Origin of the sequence: Streptomyces spiramyceticus, from assembly GCF_028807635.1 — a bacterium.
Classification (GTDB): Bacteria; Actinomycetota; Actinomycetes; order Streptomycetales; family Streptomycetaceae; genus Streptomyces; species Streptomyces spiramyceticus.
Genome location: NZ_JARBAX010000002.1, coordinates 1,320,066 through 1,336,522, shown reverse-complemented (window position 1 = coordinate 1,336,522; position 16,457 = coordinate 1,320,066). Strand labels below are relative to the sequence as shown.

Annotated in this window: 17 protein-coding genes and 1 pseudogene; 6 read left to right on the top strand and 12 right to left on the bottom strand. The window is 71.0% G+C overall.

Features of this window, described 5'->3' with window-relative positions:
• Positions 1-138 precede the first annotated feature (138 nt).
• The 5 genes from pspAB to PXH83_RS29425 all read right to left on the bottom strand — a co-directional run bounded on the left by pspAB (position 139) and on the right by PXH83_RS29425 (position 3,753).
• Positions 139-717 (bottom strand): PspA-associated protein PspAB, encoded by a 579-nt coding sequence (gene pspAB, locus PXH83_RS29445; protein WP_274564448.1) that lies wholly within the window; start codon positions 715-717, stop codon positions 139-141.
• Positions 718-782: 65 nt separating this feature from the next.
• Positions 783-1,685 (bottom strand): zinc metalloprotease HtpX, encoded by a 903-nt coding sequence (gene htpX / locus PXH83_RS29440; RefSeq protein ID WP_274564447.1) that lies wholly within the window; start codon positions 1,683-1,685, stop codon positions 783-785.
• Positions 1,686-1,698: 13 nt separating this feature from the next.
• Complete coding sequence (pspAA, locus tag PXH83_RS29435; protein ID WP_214921443.1) at positions 1,699-1,977, bottom strand: PspA-associated protein PspAA; 279 nt, start codon at positions 1,975-1,977, stop codon at positions 1,699-1,701.
• Positions 1,974-2,750, bottom strand: coding sequence for a PspA/IM30 family protein (locus PXH83_RS29430; protein ID WP_274564443.1), 777 nt, complete (start codon positions 2,748-2,750; stop codon positions 1,974-1,976). The genes pspAA and PXH83_RS29430 overlap by 4 nt, the downstream gene beginning before the upstream one ends.
• 121 nt (positions 2,751-2,871) lie before the next feature.
• A complete protein-coding gene (locus PXH83_RS29425) occupies positions 2,872-3,753 on the bottom strand; it encodes a universal stress protein (protein ID WP_274564440.1) in 882 nt (293 codons plus the stop codon).
• Between the two features lie 137 nt (positions 3,754-3,890).
• Between PXH83_RS29425 and PXH83_RS29420 the strand changes: the two genes are divergently transcribed.
• Together PXH83_RS29420 and PXH83_RS29415 are read left to right on the top strand one after the other, a co-directional pair.
• Positions 3,891-4,574 carry a helix-turn-helix domain-containing protein gene (locus PXH83_RS29420; protein WP_338054748.1) on the top strand — a complete coding sequence of 228 codons (684 nt, stop codon included), beginning with the start codon at positions 3,891-3,893 and terminating at the stop codon, positions 4,572-4,574.
• An 80-nt stretch (positions 4,575-4,654) separates the two neighbouring features.
• Positions 4,655-5,545 carry a universal stress protein gene (locus tag PXH83_RS29415; protein WP_274564438.1) on the top strand — a complete coding sequence of 297 codons (891 nt, stop codon included), beginning with the start codon at positions 4,655-4,657 and terminating at the stop codon, positions 5,543-5,545.
• A 53-nt stretch (positions 5,546-5,598) separates the two neighbouring features.
• Here the strand turns inward: PXH83_RS29415 and PXH83_RS29410 are convergent, their stop codons facing one another.
• Both PXH83_RS29410 and PXH83_RS29405 read right to left on the bottom strand, forming a co-directional pair.
• Entirely contained in the window at positions 5,599-5,898 is a 300-nt protein-coding gene (locus PXH83_RS29410) for a DUF1876 domain-containing protein (protein ID WP_274564437.1), read from the bottom strand.
• A 70-nt stretch (positions 5,899-5,968) separates the two neighbouring features.
• Positions 5,969-6,115: pseudogene (locus PXH83_RS29405) on the bottom strand (pyridine nucleotide-disulfide oxidoreductase); the annotation flags it as partial.
• A 233-nt stretch (positions 6,116-6,348) separates the two neighbouring features.
• Between PXH83_RS29405 and trxA the strand changes: the two are divergent.
• Entirely contained in the window at positions 6,349-6,723 is a 375-nt protein-coding gene (gene trxA, locus PXH83_RS29400) for a thioredoxin (protein ID WP_274564434.1), read from the top strand.
• A 63-nt stretch (positions 6,724-6,786) separates the two neighbouring features.
• Here trxA and PXH83_RS29395 read toward each other — a convergent pair whose 3' ends face one another.
• The 3 genes from PXH83_RS29395 to PXH83_RS29385 are packed head-to-tail and all read right to left on the bottom strand — an operon-like array spanning position 6,787 to position 10,630.
• Complete coding sequence (locus PXH83_RS29395; RefSeq protein ID WP_274564432.1) at positions 6,787-8,223, bottom strand: benzaldehyde dehydrogenase; 1,437 nt, start codon at positions 8,221-8,223, stop codon at positions 6,787-6,789.
• Positions 8,224-8,235: 12 nt separating this feature from the next.
• Positions 8,236-9,438, bottom strand: coding sequence for a 4-hydroxybenzoate 3-monooxygenase (locus PXH83_RS29390; protein ID WP_274564430.1), 1,203 nt, complete (start codon positions 9,436-9,438; stop codon positions 8,236-8,238).
• Between the two features lie 4 nt (positions 9,439-9,442).
• On the bottom strand, positions 9,443-10,630 hold the full coding sequence (locus tag PXH83_RS29385) for a thiolase family protein (protein ID WP_274564428.1): 1,188 nt from the start codon (positions 10,628-10,630) through the stop codon (positions 9,443-9,445).
• 137 nt (positions 10,631-10,767) lie between these two features.
• On the opposite strand from PXH83_RS29385, the gene PXH83_RS29380 reads away from it, so the two are divergent.
• Positions 10,768-12,411: an IclR family transcriptional regulator domain-containing protein gene (locus PXH83_RS29380; RefSeq protein ID WP_274564426.1), complete on the top strand. Its 1,644-nt coding sequence runs from the start codon at positions 10,768-10,770 to the stop codon at positions 12,409-12,411.
• 31 nt (positions 12,412-12,442) lie between these two features.
• Here PXH83_RS29380 and PXH83_RS29375 read toward each other — a convergent pair whose 3' ends face one another.
• Positions 12,443-13,471 (bottom strand): LacI family DNA-binding transcriptional regulator, encoded by a 1,029-nt coding sequence (locus PXH83_RS29375; protein WP_274564425.1) that lies wholly within the window; start codon positions 13,469-13,471, stop codon positions 12,443-12,445.
• A 141-nt stretch (positions 13,472-13,612) separates the two neighbouring features.
• Here PXH83_RS29375 and PXH83_RS29370 point away from each other — a divergent pair, with 141 nt between their 5' ends.
• Both PXH83_RS29370 and PXH83_RS29365 read left to right on the top strand, forming a co-directional pair.
• The gene (locus PXH83_RS29370) at positions 13,613-14,857 is read left to right on the top strand and encodes an MFS transporter (RefSeq protein WP_274564424.1); all 1,245 of its coding nucleotides are present in this window, start codon (positions 13,613-13,615) and stop codon (positions 14,855-14,857) included.
• Between the two features lie 48 nt (positions 14,858-14,905).
• Positions 14,906-15,601, top strand: a complete 696-nt coding sequence (locus PXH83_RS29365; protein WP_274564423.1) for an alpha/beta fold hydrolase — start codon at positions 14,906-14,908, stop codon at positions 15,599-15,601.
• Positions 15,602-15,621: 20 nt separating this feature from the next.
• On the opposite strand, the gene PXH83_RS29360 is transcribed toward PXH83_RS29365, so the two are convergent.
• Positions 15,622-16,452 (bottom strand): TIGR02452 family protein, encoded by an 831-nt coding sequence (locus PXH83_RS29360; RefSeq protein WP_274564422.1) that lies wholly within the window; start codon positions 16,450-16,452, stop codon positions 15,622-15,624.
• Between the last annotated feature and the right edge of the window lie 5 nt (positions 16,453-16,457).

The following is a 16,457-nucleotide window of genomic DNA, read 5'->3' as shown; positions in this document are numbered from 1 at the left end:
ACCGGCGAGGCCGAGCGTGCGGCCGTAACCCAGGCGTCGGGCGACCGGGCGGGCACAGCGCACGGGGCGGGTGGTGCTCTACGCACGGACGAGTGCGGCGGAGGCGCTGGTGGGCGGGCGGCTGACAGCCTCGGCGCATCACAGGCCCGGTGCGCCCCACAGGGGGAACCAGCGGCTCAGGTCCTGCTCGATGCGCAGGTCGTCCTTGACGGTGGCTCTGACCTGAAGCTCCAGTGCGTTGTCGCGCTTTTCACCGGGCAGCGGAGCGAACGGGTAGAAGCTGCCGCGCTTGTAGAGGTAGACCAGGGCGAGCCTGCGCAGTTCGGCGTCCTGGAAGGTGACCAGCGAGCAGAGGAGCTGGGGGCCGAAGCCGCTGTCCTGCAGGGTGGTGTTCACGGCGTGCAGGTCGTTGACGAGCGCGGGCAGTTCGGTGGGATCGCGGCGGGAGAGCAGCCACGCGTACCCGTAGGTGTCGCGGCTGAACTCCACGGGCACGCCGCCCCGTTCGGAGTCCGCGTCCAGGAGAGCTCGTACCTCCTGCTGGACTTGTGCGAACGCCCCGCCCTCGATGGCGGCGAAGCACACCGAGCCCAGCCCGGTCGGGGCGAAGCCGACCGCCGCCTGGAGGGTGATGCCCGCCGAGGGAAGGCCGAAGAGCTGGTCCAGGTCGGGCTTGACCGGCTTGCTCCGGCCGAACAGGGCGTCCAGGAAACCCACGGGACCTCAGCTCCTCCTCGTGACGGTTCGACTCATGACGGTTCGACTCATGAAGGTCCTCCTCATCACGATTCGCCGCCCAGTCGCGCGGAGATCTCCCCGAGTGCTTCGAGGCGGCGCTCCAGCGTCGGGTGGGTGGAGAACAGGTTCGCCAGCGCCGTGCCGGGGCCGAGCGCGGGGGTGAAGAAGAACGCGTTGAACGCCTGGGCGGTACGCAAATCCCTGGTGGGGATACGGGCGATGTCGCCGCTGACTTTGGTCAGCGCCGACGCCAGGGCGGAGGGCTTGCCGGTGAGCATGGCCGCAGCGCGGTCGGCGGCCAGTTCGCGGTAGCGGGAAAGCGCGCGGATGAGCAGGAAGCTGATGGCGTACACGAGGGCCGAGACGCCCATGACGACAAGGAGCATCAGGGCGGTGTTCTGGTCGCGCTGGCGTCCGCCGAACAGCTGGGAGTAGAAGGCGAACCGGACGATGAGCCCGGCGATCACGCCCAGGAACGACGCGATGGTGATCACCGCGACGTCGCGGTGTGCGACGTGCGAGAGCTCGTGGGCGAGGACGCCTTCGAGTTCCTCGGTCTCCAGGCGGCGCATCAGTCCGGTGGTCACGCAGATCACCGCGTGGTCGGCGTTCCGGCCGGTGGCGAACGCGTTGGGCAGGTCCATGTCGGAGACGGCCACCCGGGGTTTCGGCATGTCCGCGGTGGCGCACAGGCGGTCGACGACCCCGTGCAGCCGGGGCTGTTGCTCGGCGGTGACGATACGGCCGCGCATGGCGAACAGGGCGATCCGGTCGGAGAACCAGAACTGGGCGCCCAGCAGCACGACGGCAATGACGATCACCAGGGCGACGGACTTCAGCAGCACGATCAGTGCGGCGATGAACGCCACGTACAGCAGGCCCAGCAGGAACATCGTGACGACCATGCGGGCGGTCAGCTGCCGGTCGGGCTCGAAGCGACTGCGCATCACCATCACCCCATTACCCCGGGATCAGGCCCTCGTCGGAGAGCATTTCGCGTACCTGCTGCAGGCTGGTGTGCTCGTCGGGCAGCACCAGCCTGGACGGTGTGATCACCTCTTCCGGCACCGGCGTGCCGAGGGTGCGCACCGCGTCCAGGAGGGCCGACAGGGCGGAGGCGAACGCCGCCTCGTTGCCCGCGTCGGCTGCCGACTGGAGGGCGGCGTCCAGCTCGTTGAGGCGGCCGAGGTGCTGTGGGGCGATCTCGTACTGGCCCTCGCCGAGAATCCGCATGATCATGGCGTTGCCTCCCGGCCCGTCGATCCCTTCGGTGACTGCGCGGCCTCCACCTCCGCCGGGGCGGAAGCCGCAGGCAGCTCGGCCTTCATGCGGGCCAGCTGGGTCTCCACGTCCTGGCCTGCGGTGACTGCCTCCAGCTCGGCCTGGATGTCGTCACGTCCGGCCGGCAGGGTCGCATCCTCCAGTACGCCGGAGGCGATCAGCTCGTCCAGCGCACCGGCGCGGGCCTGCAGTTGCTCCGTCTTGTCCTGTGCGCGCTGCATGGCCAGACCGACGTCGCCCATCTCCTCGCCGATACCGGTGACGGCCTCGGTGATGCTGGTCTGGGCCTCGGCCGCGGTGTAGGTGGCCTTGATGGTCTCCTTGCGCGTACGGAACGCTTCGACCTTCGCCTCCAGGCGCTGCGCGGCGACGATCAGCTTGGCCTCCTGGTCCTGCAAGGCGGCGTGCTGAGCCTGCAGGTCGGTGATCTGCGCCCCGGCGGCGGCACGGCGGGTGAGCGCCTCCCGGGCCAGGTCCTCACGCCCGGCGGCGAGCGACTGCTGCGCCTGGCCGTCCAGTTTCTCCCTGGACAGCTGCAACTGCTTGACCTGCAGCTCCACCCGTTTGCAGCTGGTCGCCACGTCGGCCACGCCACGCCGTACTCGCCGCAGCATCTCAAGCTGCTGCTCGTACGAGTAGTCCAGAACCTCGCGCGGATCTTCGGCCCTGTCCAGCGCCTTGTTGGCCTTGGTGCGGAACAGAGTGGCCATGCGGCGGGCGATGCTGGTCATGGCGACCGCCTCCCTTTCGGCGTAATCCCATTGTCCTGGCACAGTCCTCACCGGGCAAAGCTCGGGCGGGTCACCGGTCACCGGTCAGCAGGTCAGCGGTACGGGCGGCGGCCCCGCGCGGTCACGACGACTGCGGTACGACGGCGACCGGGCAGTAGGCGTGGTGCAGCGCGGCGTGCGCCACCCGGCCCAGCTGGAGACCGAGGTAGCCGTGGCGGCGCTGGGCCGCCCCCACAATGATCATGTCCGCGGCGGCCGAGCGCTCCACCAGCACCTTGTGGGCCGGGCCCTCGACCGTGTCGCGGCGCACCACAACCTCCGGATGGTCACGTTCGGCCTCACCGAGCGCCTCCTCGATCAGGATCGCCGCCTGCTCCTCCAGGTAGTGCTCCGGGCCGCCGACGATCAGCGGATGATCGACGGGCTCGTGTGCCGGACTGCGCCAGGCGCGCACGGCATCGACGGTGCAGCCCCGGGCCTCCGCCTCGCGGAAGGCGAACCGGACCGCCGCAGACCCCTTCGGCGGCTCGGCGACACCGAGCAGAATGCGCTCGTGCGTACCCTCCAGGCCCGCCTTGTCGCCGCGCACCACGATGACCGGACAGTGGGCGCGGGCGGCCACGGCCAGGCCCACGGAACCCAGCAGGAGGCCCCGGATTCCGCCGCGGCCCCGTGACCCGGTGATCAGGGCCGAGGCATTGCGCCCCGCGTCGAGCAGTGCGGTCACGGCGTCCTCCGCCAGGACGTCGACCGAGACTGCTACGTCCGGGTTACGGCGGCTGGCGCGCTCGGCGGCGACTCCCACCACGGTGTCGGCGGGCGCATGCCTGGTGGGACGGCCGAGGGTGTGTACGTCGAGTCCCGTTCCCTCGTAGCGCTCCCACCTGGAGGCGTTCACCAGGCGCAGCGGAAGCCCGTGACGTGCGGCCTCGTCGACGGCCCAGTCGACCGCCAAAAGGCTGGAATCCGACCCGTCCACGCCCACCACCAGGGGCAGCTCCATCGTCCCCACCGCCTTCCATCGGACCGCCGGGAGAAGCTCCTGTACCAACCGTCGCACCGGCGCAGCGGAAACGGACGGCCGTGCGGCATCCCCTCGGTGCGCCCAGACTGACCATGAACGCAAAGGATGTGATCAGCATGTCGGACAACGAAGTGCGAGGCACGCACCGCCGGCCGCCCAGGGACGGGCGTGGCGACATCGGCAGACGCGTGACGGCACGCCGTGAGCAGCTCGGGCTTTCCCGCGAGGAGGTCGCCCTGCGCGCCGGATCCGCGCCCGGCTACCTCCAGTACATCGAGGAGCAGCCCTCGGCGCCGGGCATCGGTTTCCTGCTCCGGCTCGCCGACGCGCTGGAGACCACCGTCGTCGAGCTGACGGGGGGCAATGTGGAGCTGCCCCCCGGCATGGGCCGTGCGGGCCACCGTCCGGTGATGCTGGAACTGAGCCCCGACGAGTGCCGTGCCCTGATGTCGACGCACGGTGTGGGCAGGGTGGCCGTGACCACTGCGGACGGGCCGGCCATCGTGCCGGTCAACTACCAGGTGACGGACGGCGCCATCGCGTACCGGACCGCCGCCGACGCCGTTCCGGCCGCCGCCGCGGGCAGCGAGGTGGCGTTCGAGGTGGACCACATCGACGATGCGATGAGCCAGGGGTGGAGCGTTCTCGTCGTCGGGACCGCTCGTGTGGTCACCGACCCCTCGGTCGTACGACGGCTGGAGGCCGAGGCGCACACGTCGCCGTGGGCCGGGGGCGACCGCGGGCTGTGGCTGACCATCGAGCCCACCCGCATCAGCGGCCGCCGGATCAAGGTCACTTAGTTCCGGTTAGTTTTCGTGAGTTTCGGTTAGCCGGGAATGGGCGGAGTGGCCGCACGGCCACCGAAGGAGGTCCGAATTCCATGACTCGCCCACTGATCGCAGGCCTGGACGGCTCGGCCGAGAGCCTGGCCGCTGCCCGCTGGGCGGCCCGCGAGGCGCTGCTGCTCGGCAGCCGCCTCGATCTCGTCCACGCGGAGGAGTACCCGACCACGGCTGCCGTCCCGATGGCCGGTCCGGATGTGCAACGCAGGTGGGCGGACACGCTCCTCCACGAGACCGCTGACGACCTGCGCGACCGCCATCCCGAACTGGAGATCACCACGCGCAGGATCGAAGGCCGGCCGTTCGAGGTCCTCTCGGCCGAGGCGGCGGCGGCCGAGATGCTGGTGCTCGGCTCCCGTGGGCTGGGCAGCATCGTGGGGTTCCTCGTCGGTTCCGTCGGCATGGCCACGATCAGCGCCACCGAACAGCCCGTCGTACTCGTACGGGCCCCGAGCCTGCCGGACGACGAGACTCCGTACGAGGAGACTCCTGCCGGACTCCCGCACGGCGACGTCGTGGTCGGCGTCGACATCCACGAGTCCTGCGACAAGCTCCTCGGCTTCGCCTTCGACGAAGCCGGCCGACGCGGCGCCACGCTGCGCGTAGTGCACGCCTGGAGCCTGCCTCCCGCCTACAGCTACGCGTCCGCTCTCGAACCGGACATCCAGCTCGACGTCGGCCAACGCGTGACCCAGGCGCTCAGCGACCTGCTGCTCCCCTGGAGGAGGCGGTACCCGTCGGTGACGGTCGACGAGAAGTGCGTCGCCGGTCCGGCAGCGCAGCAGCTGCTGTACGCGGGCGACGGCGCGGGGCTGGTGGTGGTCGGGCGCCGCATCAGGCGTTCACCGCTGGGTGGGCACATCGGCCACATCACCCATGCGGTGATCCACCACGCGGCGTCGCCGGTCGCGGTCGTCGCCCACGACTGAAGCCTCTGCTCTCCCTCTGCGGTCCTGCTCCTCTGGAATCCTCTGGAACCTCTCTACGGCTCCACCACCGTCCAGCCGTATGCCGGGCCGGTACGGCCGTTCTCCGGTCCCGCTCCCACGGACTCGAGGTCGCGGTCCGCCGCCTTCATCAGCTGCCCGGCGATGTCCTTCATGGCACGGCTCGCCGCGAGTTCGTCGCCGATCTCGGGAACGTCCACGTCCTGGGGGCTGCACCGGGCAACCCCCCGGCCGGTGAGCATCGTTGCTCCGGTGTCCAGCACCGCCTCGGCCTTCGTCGTGCCGTCCTCCTCGGAGAGGTGCACGCGCACATTCCATTCGAGCGTCCTGTTCATGACACTCCTCCTCGCCCACGCAAGGTCGTCGTCCGCCGCAGGTGCGCGGTTCTCAGTTCAGGATCCCCCCTCAGCCGCGGTACGTCTCCAGCAGCCGCAGCCACACCTCGCTGATCGTCGGACAGGCCGGGACCGCATGCCACAGGCGTTCGACCGGGACCTCGCCCGCGACCGCCACCGTCGCCGAATGGAGCAACTCGCCGACGCCGGGGCCCACGGGGTACGGCGGCGTGGTCGGCGGTGGCGGAGTGGGCGCCCCAGCGGGCGGTGTCGAGGCTTTGCCGCCTGAAGCCGGGCACGACGGCGCGGCTGCCCGTGCCAGTCCACCTGACCGTCGTCGTTCCAGTCCGACACGTGTGCGCGCCGGCCAGCCGGGCAGACGGAATACCGCGAGCCCGCACGTCGTTGTGCGGGACGGCTTCGCCCGTTATGCCAGGAAGAGGAGCAACCATGTCCACTGTCGAGCTCACCAAGGACAACTTCGATCAGGTCGTCAGCGACAACGACTTCATCCTGATCGATTTTTGGGCTTCCTGGTGCGGTCCGTGCCGACAGTTCGCCCCGGTTTTCGAGAGCGTGTCCGAACGCCACGAGGACCTTGTTTTCGCCAAGGTCGACACCGAGGCGCAGCAGGAGCTGGCCGCGGCTTTTGAGATCCGCTCCATTCCGACGCTGATGATCGTGCGCGACAGGGTGGCGGTGTTCGCCCAGCCCGGCGCGCTGCCGGAGGCGGCGCTGGAGGATGTCATCGGCCAGGCCCGCAAGCTCGACATGGACGAGGTCCGCAAGTCCGTCGAGGACGCGAGCGCGAAGGAAGCGGGCTGAGGCGAGGGAACCTCGACCGCCGGACGGGCTGAATTCAGCCCGTCCGGCGGTCGGTGAGCGGGCCTAGAACGGGTGGTCCGCCGGTTCGCGGCGCACCGTCGTCCAGCGCAGTTCCGTGAACGCCTCCAGATTCGCCTCGCCGCCGAACCGCGCCCCGGTCCCCGACGCCGCGACCCCTCCGAACGGCGCCACCGCCTCGTCGTTCACCGTCTGGTCGTTGATGTGGGCGATGCCTGTGGGTATACGGTCCGCCAGCTCCAGGCCGAGGGCCGTGTCGCGGGTGACGATGCCGAGCGAGAGGCCGTACGGGCCCGCCGAAGCGAGGGCCGCCGCCTCGTCGAGGGTCGAGAAGGAACGTACCGGCGCGACCGGGCCGAACACCTCCTCGACGTACGCGGGGGTGCCGTCGTCGACGCCCGCCAGAACCGTCGGCCGGTAGAAGAGGTCGCGGTGCGTGCCGCCCGCAACGAGCTTGGCACCGGCCGCAGTGCTGGCCTCGACCAGGCCGTGGATCTTGGCGAGTTGGCCCCGGTCGATGATGGGACCGAGGTGCACCTGCTCGCGGTACGGGTCACCGACGACCATCGATTCGGCCTTTGCGGCGAGCCGTTCGACGTACTCCTCGTAGAGCGAGGCGTGGACGAGGTGGCGGCCCGTGGTCATGCATATCTGGCCCTGGTGGAAGAAAGAGCCCCAGGACGCCTGGGCGACGGCGCCTTCGAGGTCGGCGTCCGCCAGCACGACGAGCGCGGAGTTTCCGCCCAACTCAAGGTGTACATGCTTGAGTTGGCGTCCCGCCGCCTCTCCGACCGCGCGCCCCGCCGCTGTGGACCCGGTGAAGGACACCACCGGGACGCCCGGGTCGGCCACGAGCGCCTGCCCGGCGTCGGCGCCGCCCGGCAGGACATGCAGCAGGCCCTCGGGCAGCCCCGCCTCGGCGAATACGGCGGCCAGTGCGAGGCCGCCGCAGACCGCGGTACGGGGATCGGGCTTCAGCAGAACGCTGTTGCCCAGTGCCAGCGCGGGCGCCACGGAGCGTATGGACAGAATCAGGGGGGCGTTGAACGGCGCGATCACGCCGACCACTCCGACCGGCACCCGGCGCGTGTACGACAGCCGGGGCGCCTCGCTCGGCAGCACCTGACCGGCCGGACGGGAGGCGAGCGCGGCGGCCTCGTAGCACTCCTGGGCGGCCACGTGCAGCTCGAAGTCGGCCTTGCCGGAGATGGATCCGGACTCCCGTACGAGCCATTCGCGCAGCTCATCGGCGTGCGCCGCGAAGAGGTCGCCGGCGCGGCGCAGCACCGCGGCCCGCAGGAAGTGCGGTGTACTCGCCCATGCCGCCTGCGCGGCCCCGGCGGCCCGGGCGGCCGCCCCGACGTCGTCCGCGGTGGCGAGCGCGACGCGGCCCAGCGACTCGCCCGTGGCGGGCTCTACGACGTCCGACTCACCGCCCGAGAGCCGGACGGGCTGCCAGGTCTTGGGGTCGAGCAGGGGCATGCGGATCTCCAGTCACTCGGTCGCTGGGCGCGTGGGTGCCCAGTCGAGGGGAAGTCCCGTGTAATTCGCGGCGAGTTCGGCGGCGGCGGGCCGGGAGGACGCGAGACGGTGCAGCCGTGCGAGATGCACTCGACTGTCGAACACATTCTCGCTTGGTTGACTGTGCAACATCGTAGTCATGTCGTACGAGAAACGGGTGGCTTGCCACACACGTTGCAGGGACAACTCCGAGTAGGAGTCGAGGAGTTCACTGGACCCGGTGCGTTTGTGGTGCTCGAAGGCGCGGGCCAGGACGCGTACGTCGGACACGGCCAGGTTGAGCCCCTTGGCGCCGGTCGGCGGCACGATGTGTGCGGCATCGCCGGCCAGGAAGACCCGCCCGTATCGCATCGGCTCGGTGATGTAACTCCGCATCGGCGTAACCGACTTGGACGTGATCGGGCCGCGTGCCAGGTTCCAGTCCCCGTCGACCGCGAAGCGCCGGTCGAGCTCGTCCCAGATCCGGTCGTCGGACCAGTCGGCGGGGTCGGTGCCGTTCGGGACCTGGAGATAGAGGCGCGACACACTGGGCGAGCGCATGCTGTGCAGCGCGAAGCCGTCCTCGCCGCGTGCGTAGATCAACTCGTCGCAGGACGGCGGGACATCGGCCAGCATGCCCAGCCAGGAGTACGGGTAGGTCCGCTCGTACGTACGCCGCACACCGGCCGGGACCGTGTCGCGCGCGATGCCGTGGAAGCCGTCGCAACCGACGACGTAGTCGCACTCCAGGATCTGCTCGCGGCCGCCGTGGGTGAAGCGGACGACCGGGTGGTCGGACTCCGGCTTCTCGACGGCCAGTGCCTCGGCCTCGAAGAACAGCGGTGGCCCTTCGGCCAGTTGGAGCGCGACGAGGTCCTTGACGACCTCGGTCTGTGCGTACACCATCACCGACCGGCCGCCGGTCAGGCCGGGGAAGTCGATGCGGTGGCGCTGCCGGTCGAAGCGCAGCTCGATGCCGCGGTGCACGAGCCCTTCGGCGTCCATGCGGGCGCCCGCACCGCAGTCGCGGAGTGCGTCGACGGTGCCCTGTTCGAGGATTCCGGCGCGTTGGCGCTGTTCGACGTATGCCCTGGTCCGGTTCTCCAGTACGACGCAGTCGATGCCCGCGGTGTGCAGCAGCCGGGCCAGGAGGAGCCCGGACGGGCCCGCTCCGATGATCCCTGCACTCGTGCGCACCCGCTCACCGCTCCAGCACCAGGGCGAGGCCCTGGCCGACCCCGATGCACAGGGCGGCGAGCCCCGTGCCCGATCCCGCGGCAGCCAGCTGGTGGGCGACCGATCCGGCGAGGCGCGCACCGGAGGCGCCGAGCGGGTGGCCGATGGCGATGGCGCCGCCACGCGGGTTGACCACGGCAGGGTCGAGATCCGGCCACTCGGCGAGGCAGCCGAGCGACTGGGCGGCGAAGGCCTCGTTGAGCTCGAACGTGGTGAGGTCGGCGAAGGTGCGGCCCGCCTTGGCGAGCGCCCGCTGCACCGCCTCCACCGGGCCGAGGCCGAAGAGCTGCGGCTCGATGCCGGTGACGGCGGAGGTGCGGATGCGGGCGAGCGGCTCGCGGCCGGTGGCGCGCAGGCCCTCTTCGTCGACGATCAGGAGGGCCGCCGCGCCGTCGTTGAGCGGCGAGGCGTTGCCCGCGGTGACGCTGCCGCCGTTCTTGCGGAAGGCGGGCTTCAGCTTGGCGAGGGCTTCCATCGTCGAGCCCTCGCGGATGCACTCGTCACGTACGAGATCCACGCCGTCGTACGGCACGACCTCACCGTCGTAGAGTCCCTCGGCCCAGGCCGCGGCCGCCTTCCGGTGGCTGGCGAGCGCGAACGCGTCCTGCTGCTCGCGCGTGATGGCGTGCTTGTCGGCGATGAGCTCCGCGCCTTCGCCGAGCGAGACGGTCCACTCCTCGGGCATCCGCGGATTGGTCATGCGCCAGCCGAGCGTCGTCGAGTGGAGCTGCTGGTGTCCGGCGGGGAAGGCGCGCTCCGGCTTCTGGAGCACCCAGGGGGCGCGGGACATCGACTCGACGCCGCCCGCGACGGCGACCGATGCATCACCGAGGGCGACGGCGCGCGCCGCCTGGATGACGGCTTCCAGGCCGGAGCCGCAGAGGCGGTTGACGGTCACGCCGGGGACCGAGGCGGGGAGCCCGGCGAGCAGGACGGCCATCCTGGCCACGTCGCGGTTGTCCTCGCCCGCGCCGTTGGCGTCGCCGAAGTAGACGTCGTCGATCCTGGCGGGGTCGAGGGCCGGGGTGCGGGCGACGAGCGACTTGACGACGTGCGCGGCGAGGTCGTCGGGACGTACGGAGGAGAGGGCACCTCCGAACTTGCCGATCGGGGTACGGACGGCGTCGACGATGTAGACGTCGCGGATGCTCATCGGATCTCTCTCCCGCAGTGGTGGAGTGTTTCGCCTGTATTCACGTGTTCGCAGAATGAACTATCGTTCAGTTCTGACTTCGTCCCGAGTCTCTGCGGACCGCCGTCCGCTGTCAACGGCCTGCCGGAGGGGATCCCATGCCGAGCACCGTGCCGCCCGCCGAGTCCGTGGGTCCATTGGAGCGTGGGCTCACCGTGCTGCGCGCCCTGTCCGTGCCCGGCGCCGACGACCGGATGCGGCACAGCGATCTCGTACGGAGCACGGGCCTGGCGCGCTCCACGGTCGACCGCGTGGTGTCGACTCTGGACCGGCTCGGCCTCGCGCGCAGCGACGGCCGCGAGGTGACGCTCGCACCGCGCCTGATGGAGCTGCCCGGCGCCTACCTGGCAGCGTGCGGCATTCCGGCGGCGTTCGGGACCGCGGCGGAACGGCTGGCGGACGAGTTCGACGAGTCGGTGTCGGTGGCGGTGCCGGACGACGGCGTGGCGGGAGTGCGGTTCGTACTCCAGACGACGCGGCAGCGCACCATGTCGCTCGCGTTCCGGATCGGTGATCTGCTGCCCGCCGAACGGTGCGCGCCCGGGGCCCTGTTCGCGGCGGAGTGGGACGCGGAGGGCCGGCGGACGTGGCGCGAGCGGCAGGCCACGGACCCGCTGGACGCCGGCTTCGCCACCGTGCCGCCGCTGGCCCGCCCGCAGGATTCGGATGCCTTCGAGCAGCGAGTGGCGCGGGCGGGCGCGGAGGGCTGGGCGGGCGACGACCAGCTGATCGAGCCGGGGCTGGTCGCGGTCGCCGTACCCCTGCGCGACGGGGCGGGGCGGACGTTGTGCGCGGTGAGCGTGGTCAGCCACACCAGCCGGCACACCCTGGACTCGCTGCGCGCGACCGTGCTGCCCCGACTGCAGGCGGTGCGCGGCGAGTTGGAGGCGGCGCTGGCGGCGCCCCGTCCGGCGCCGTCGGGGATCACGCCCGTACGGGACACTTCGCTGGAGGCGAAGCGCGAGCTCGGCCCCGGCTTTCTGCAGTCCCTGGCGCGTGGCCTCGCCGTCCTCGGTGCACTCGGCGCCGACCGGGGCGAGGGGATGGCTCTGACGGCGGTCGCCGACGCGACCGGGCTGGCCAGGGCGACGGCCCGGCGCTCGCTGCTCACGCTGGAGCAGATGGGGTACGTCGCCACGGACGGACGCCGGTGGCGGCTGCTGCCCCGCGTCCTCGAACTCGGCTGCGCCCGCCTCTCGGAGCTGGGGCTCGCCGAGATCGCGCAGCCGCATCTGGTGTCGCTGGTACGGCGCGTGCACGAATCGGCGTCGCTGACGGTGCTCGACGGCGCCGACATCCGCTACGTGGCGCGTGTCCCCACGGTGCGCATCATGAGCGTCAACATCACGGTGGGGACGCGGTTCCCGGCGTACGCGACATCCATGGGCCGGGTGCTGCTGGCGGGCCTGGACGCGGGTGAGCGGCCACCGCTGCCGGAGGTGCTTCCGGCGCTGACCCGTCGTACGGTGACTGCCCCTGGTGAGCTCGGCCGGATCATAAAGCGGGCGGCTGCGGACGACTTCGCCCTGGTCGACGAGGAGTTGGAGGAGGGCCTGCGCTCTCTGGCGGTGCCGGTGCGGGACGGGCGCGGGCGTGTGGTGGCCGCACTGAACGTGGCGAGACACGCGGCGCACGGTACGCCGGAGGAGATGCGGTCGGGCCTGCTCCCGGCGCTGCGGGAGACGGCGGCGGCGATCGAAGCGGACCTGAGGGTGCTCGGCGGGACGATCGGCGTCCGCTAGGGGTGGGGGGTGCAACCCGCACCCCCCACCGTCAGCTCGACTCCCGCGGAACCGCCCGCGCCGCCATCAAGTCATGGCGTTCCACCGCACCCCCCGGATCCCGCACCACCCGGTCGACCAGCTCAGCCATCTCCCGCCCCGTCGGCATCTCCACATGCACCGTACTCAGCCGCGGCCTCAGCAGCTTGCCGAGGAGCAGGTCGTCCGCGCCGACCACCGCGCACTCCCCCGGTACGTCGACGCCCGCGTCCTGGAGCGCCCGCATCAGCACCTGTGCGTACTCGTCGTTGTACGCGTACACCGCGTCGAGGCCGAGATCGCGCCAGCGTGCGGCGAGCCCCGCCGCGGACTCCTCGTCGTACGCCATCGTCAGCGCCTCGACCCGCGCACCCACCCCCGCCCCCGCAACGGCCTTGCGCACGCCCGCCAGTCGTGGCTTCGAGAAGAGCTCCAGCCCCGGCTCGGCGGGGACAACAACACCAATACCCCGCCGCCCCCGCTCCAACAGGTGCTCCGCAGCAGCCACGCCGATCGCCCTCTGGTCCATGACCAGCGAGTGCGCACCCTCCACCCGCTGCGGACCGAGTGTTATGACCGCCTTCGCACCCGAGCGCTTCAGCACCTGAACACCGTGCGCGGTGAGAGCGATCTCGCCCAGCGACAGGACCGCCACCGGACGCAGTTCCGCCCACGCGCGGGCCGCCTCGTCCGCACCGAGGCCGATACTGCCGTACTGCACGACCGTGTAGTCGAGGGCCCGCAGCGCCCACTGGATCTCGTTGAGGAACTGGCTGTAGAGGGGACCCACCGGGATGTGCGCCGTGGGCAGCAGCACGATCCGCGTGTGCCCGGCCCGCAGACTGCGCGCGGCGGCGTGCGGTACGTAACCCAGCTCCTCGGCGGCCTCGCGGACCCGGCGGCGGGTCGGTTCGCTGATCCTCACCGCCGAGGTGTTGTTGAGGACGTACGAGACGGTGGCGCGCGAGACGCCTGCAAGGCGTGCGACGTCGGTGCTGGTCGGGACGGGACCTTCGGCGGACTGCTTCGGTGTCTGGCTCATCGCGTTGGGCATCTTTTCAGATCGATATGGAGCAGGGTCTGGCGGATGGCCGGAATTGAGTGCTACACAATGCTCACACACGCAGCTGACACGTGTCACCACCCCTCCCCCCTCCCTCTTCCGACGCCCCTGGAGGGCACCGTGGCCCTTTCCTCCCCCGGCACCGGCACCACGAATGCCGGAACCACTCCCCCGCTCCGGCCCACTCGCGGCCTGCTGCCCCTGCTACTGGTCGGCAACACCGCCATGTACACGCTCTACATCGGCGTCGGCGGCGTACTCCTCGCCCTCCAGGTCGAAGACGTCGACCCCGCGCACAAGGTCGCCAACCTCGGCATCGTGGCCGGTGTCGCCGCCATCTTCGCGACGGTCTTCAATCCCGTGGCCGGTGCGCTCTCCGACCGCTCGGGGCGGCGCAATCCCTGGATCCTCGGCGGCGGCCTGCTCGCCGTTCCCGCGATGTTCCTGCTCGGCAGCGTGCACACAGTCCTGATGATCACCATCGCCTGGTGTCTCGGCCAGGCCGTGATGAACGTCTACCAGGCCGCCATCACCTCGGTCGTACCCGACCGCGTCCCGATGACCGCACGCGGCAAGGCATCGGCTGCCGTCGGCCTCGGGCTCCCCTTCGGCAGCACCGCCGGCGCACTGCTCGGCGCCGCGTACTCCGACGACTACCGCACCGGCTACCTCATCTTCGGCGCACTCGTCGCGGCCTCGGCCGTGCTCTTCACCGGCTGCGCCCGTGAGCAGCGCATGCCCGTCCGTGAGTCCTTGCCGGTACGGGACCAACTGGCCGCATTCGCCAGTGCGTTGCGATCCCACGACTTCCGCTGGGCCTTCATCGGCCGCGCGCTGCTGATCCTCGGCTACTTCGCCGTGAACGGCTTTCTCCTGTACATCATCAAGGACCACACCGTCCTGCCCGCCGGGCTGAAGCCCGAGGACGCGGTAGCGATCATGATGCCGGTCACCAGCGTGGCCATGATCGTCTCGACCGTCCTCGGCGGTTACCTCTCGGACAGGTTCGACCGGCGCAAGCTGTTCGTCGGCGCCTCGGCCGCGCTGTCGGCCGTCGCCCTGGTCGTCCCCGCCGTTTCGACGAGCTGGATCGCGATGCTCGCGTTCGCCGCCCTCAACGGCCTTGCCTTCGGCTGCTACATGGCCGTGGACACCGCCCTCGTGACGATGGTGCTGCCGAAGGCCGAGGACGCTGCCCGCGACATGGGCGTACTCAACATCGCCAACGCCGGGCCGCAGATCGTCGCGCCGTTCATCGCCTCGGTAATCGTGAGCGTCGGCGGCTACACCACCCTCTTTCTCGTCGCGGCGGCGCTCGCGGTGCTGGGCGCGCTGGCCGTACGGCCCATCCGCTCGGTCCGCTGACCACCCGTCAGACCCCGTCGCACCCCGTACCACCACGAAAGGCCCACCGTGCAACTCCACACCCACACCTGGGGCGATGGCGACCGCATCGCGCTTCTGATCCACGGCATCATGGCGGACCACCGCACGTGGCGACGGGTCGGTCCCGCGCTCGCGGACAAGGGTTACAAGGTCATAGCCGTCGACCTGCGCGGCCACGGCGCCAGCGAGCGCGGCGAGTACAGCGCGGAGGGCTTCGCCGACGACGTCGTCGATACGCTCCCGGCCGGCGCCGAACTGGCCGTCGGCCACTCACTCGGCGGCCTCACCCTGTCCCTCGCCGTGGAACGGCTGCGCCCGCAGCGCGCGGTGTACTCCGACCCGGCGTGGCATCTCGCCGTCACGGACGAGGGCTTCGGCCCCGAGCTGTTCGCCCAGTTCAAGGCGGCGCCCAGGGAGCGGATCGCGGCGATGAACCCGCGCTGGGACGAGGAGGACATCGACATCGAGCTGGAGACGCTGCGGGTCTGGGACGAGGCGTCGGCGCTCGGCCTGGCCGCCCTGTCCGGCGTCGATCTGCTGCCGGACAAACCCGTGGTGCCTTCGCTGGTGCAGCTCGCCGATCCGAGCTTCCTGATCGATGCGGCGAGGGCCGCCGTGCTGGAGGAGCGCGGCTTCGAGGTCCGCACCGTCGCAGGCGCGGGCCACACGATCCACCGCGACGACTTCGACGCGTTCATGACGTCGCTGGACGGCTGGATCTGAGCCGGGTGAAAGGAAGACGGCTAAAGGAGCTGATCGGCGAACGCCGTGCGGAATGCGCCGAGGACCGCCGCCTCGCGTGTCCGGTCGAGTATGGCGAAGACGACCTCGTCGAAGTGCCGCGCGAAACGGCCGTCGCCGGTGAGGTGGGTACGGAACGCGCCCGCCACCGCAGCGGGTTCGTTCATGAAGACGCCGCAGCCCCAGGCGCCCAGCACCAGCCGCCGGTAGCCGCAGGCGGCGGCCGTCTCCAGCACCCGCTCGGCGCGGCTCACGAGCGCGGCCGGGATGCGGTCCGCCTCCTCGGGGACGCGGCTGCGGATCACTCCCGCGTTGGGCGCGGGCGAGGTCAGGAATCCGACGGCGTACGGCGTGTCGAGCAGCTCGCCGCGGTCGTCGCGGAAGACCGGGACGACTGGTGAATGGATGACCCGGTCGGTGTAGAACGGGCTGCGGTCCTCACGGTGGTGAGCGTAAAATCCGGGGGCGCGCAGCAGGGTCGCGTACAGCGCGGAGCCGCGGCAGAGCGCCTCCTCCTGGGCCTGTGCGCCGTTGAGATAGCCGCCGCCAGGGTTGCGCGCGGAGGCGAAGTTGAGCACCGCGACAGCGCCGGATCCGGCGGCGGTCAGCCTGCGCGCGGCCTCCAGGCTGCTCTCCCCCGTGACCTCGAAGACCGTCGTACGGTCCGTGGCGGGCGAGACGGCAACCGGCTCCGGGCCGTACATCCGGGTGCCCCTGAGGGCGGCGGCCAGTGCGTCGCCGATGGGCACGTCGCGGCCGTCCGGAGCGGCGTACCAGCCCGTCCGGACGATCGTCTCGGTCTCTTTCGCGATTCCCCGCAGTCGTGCACTCACAGGTC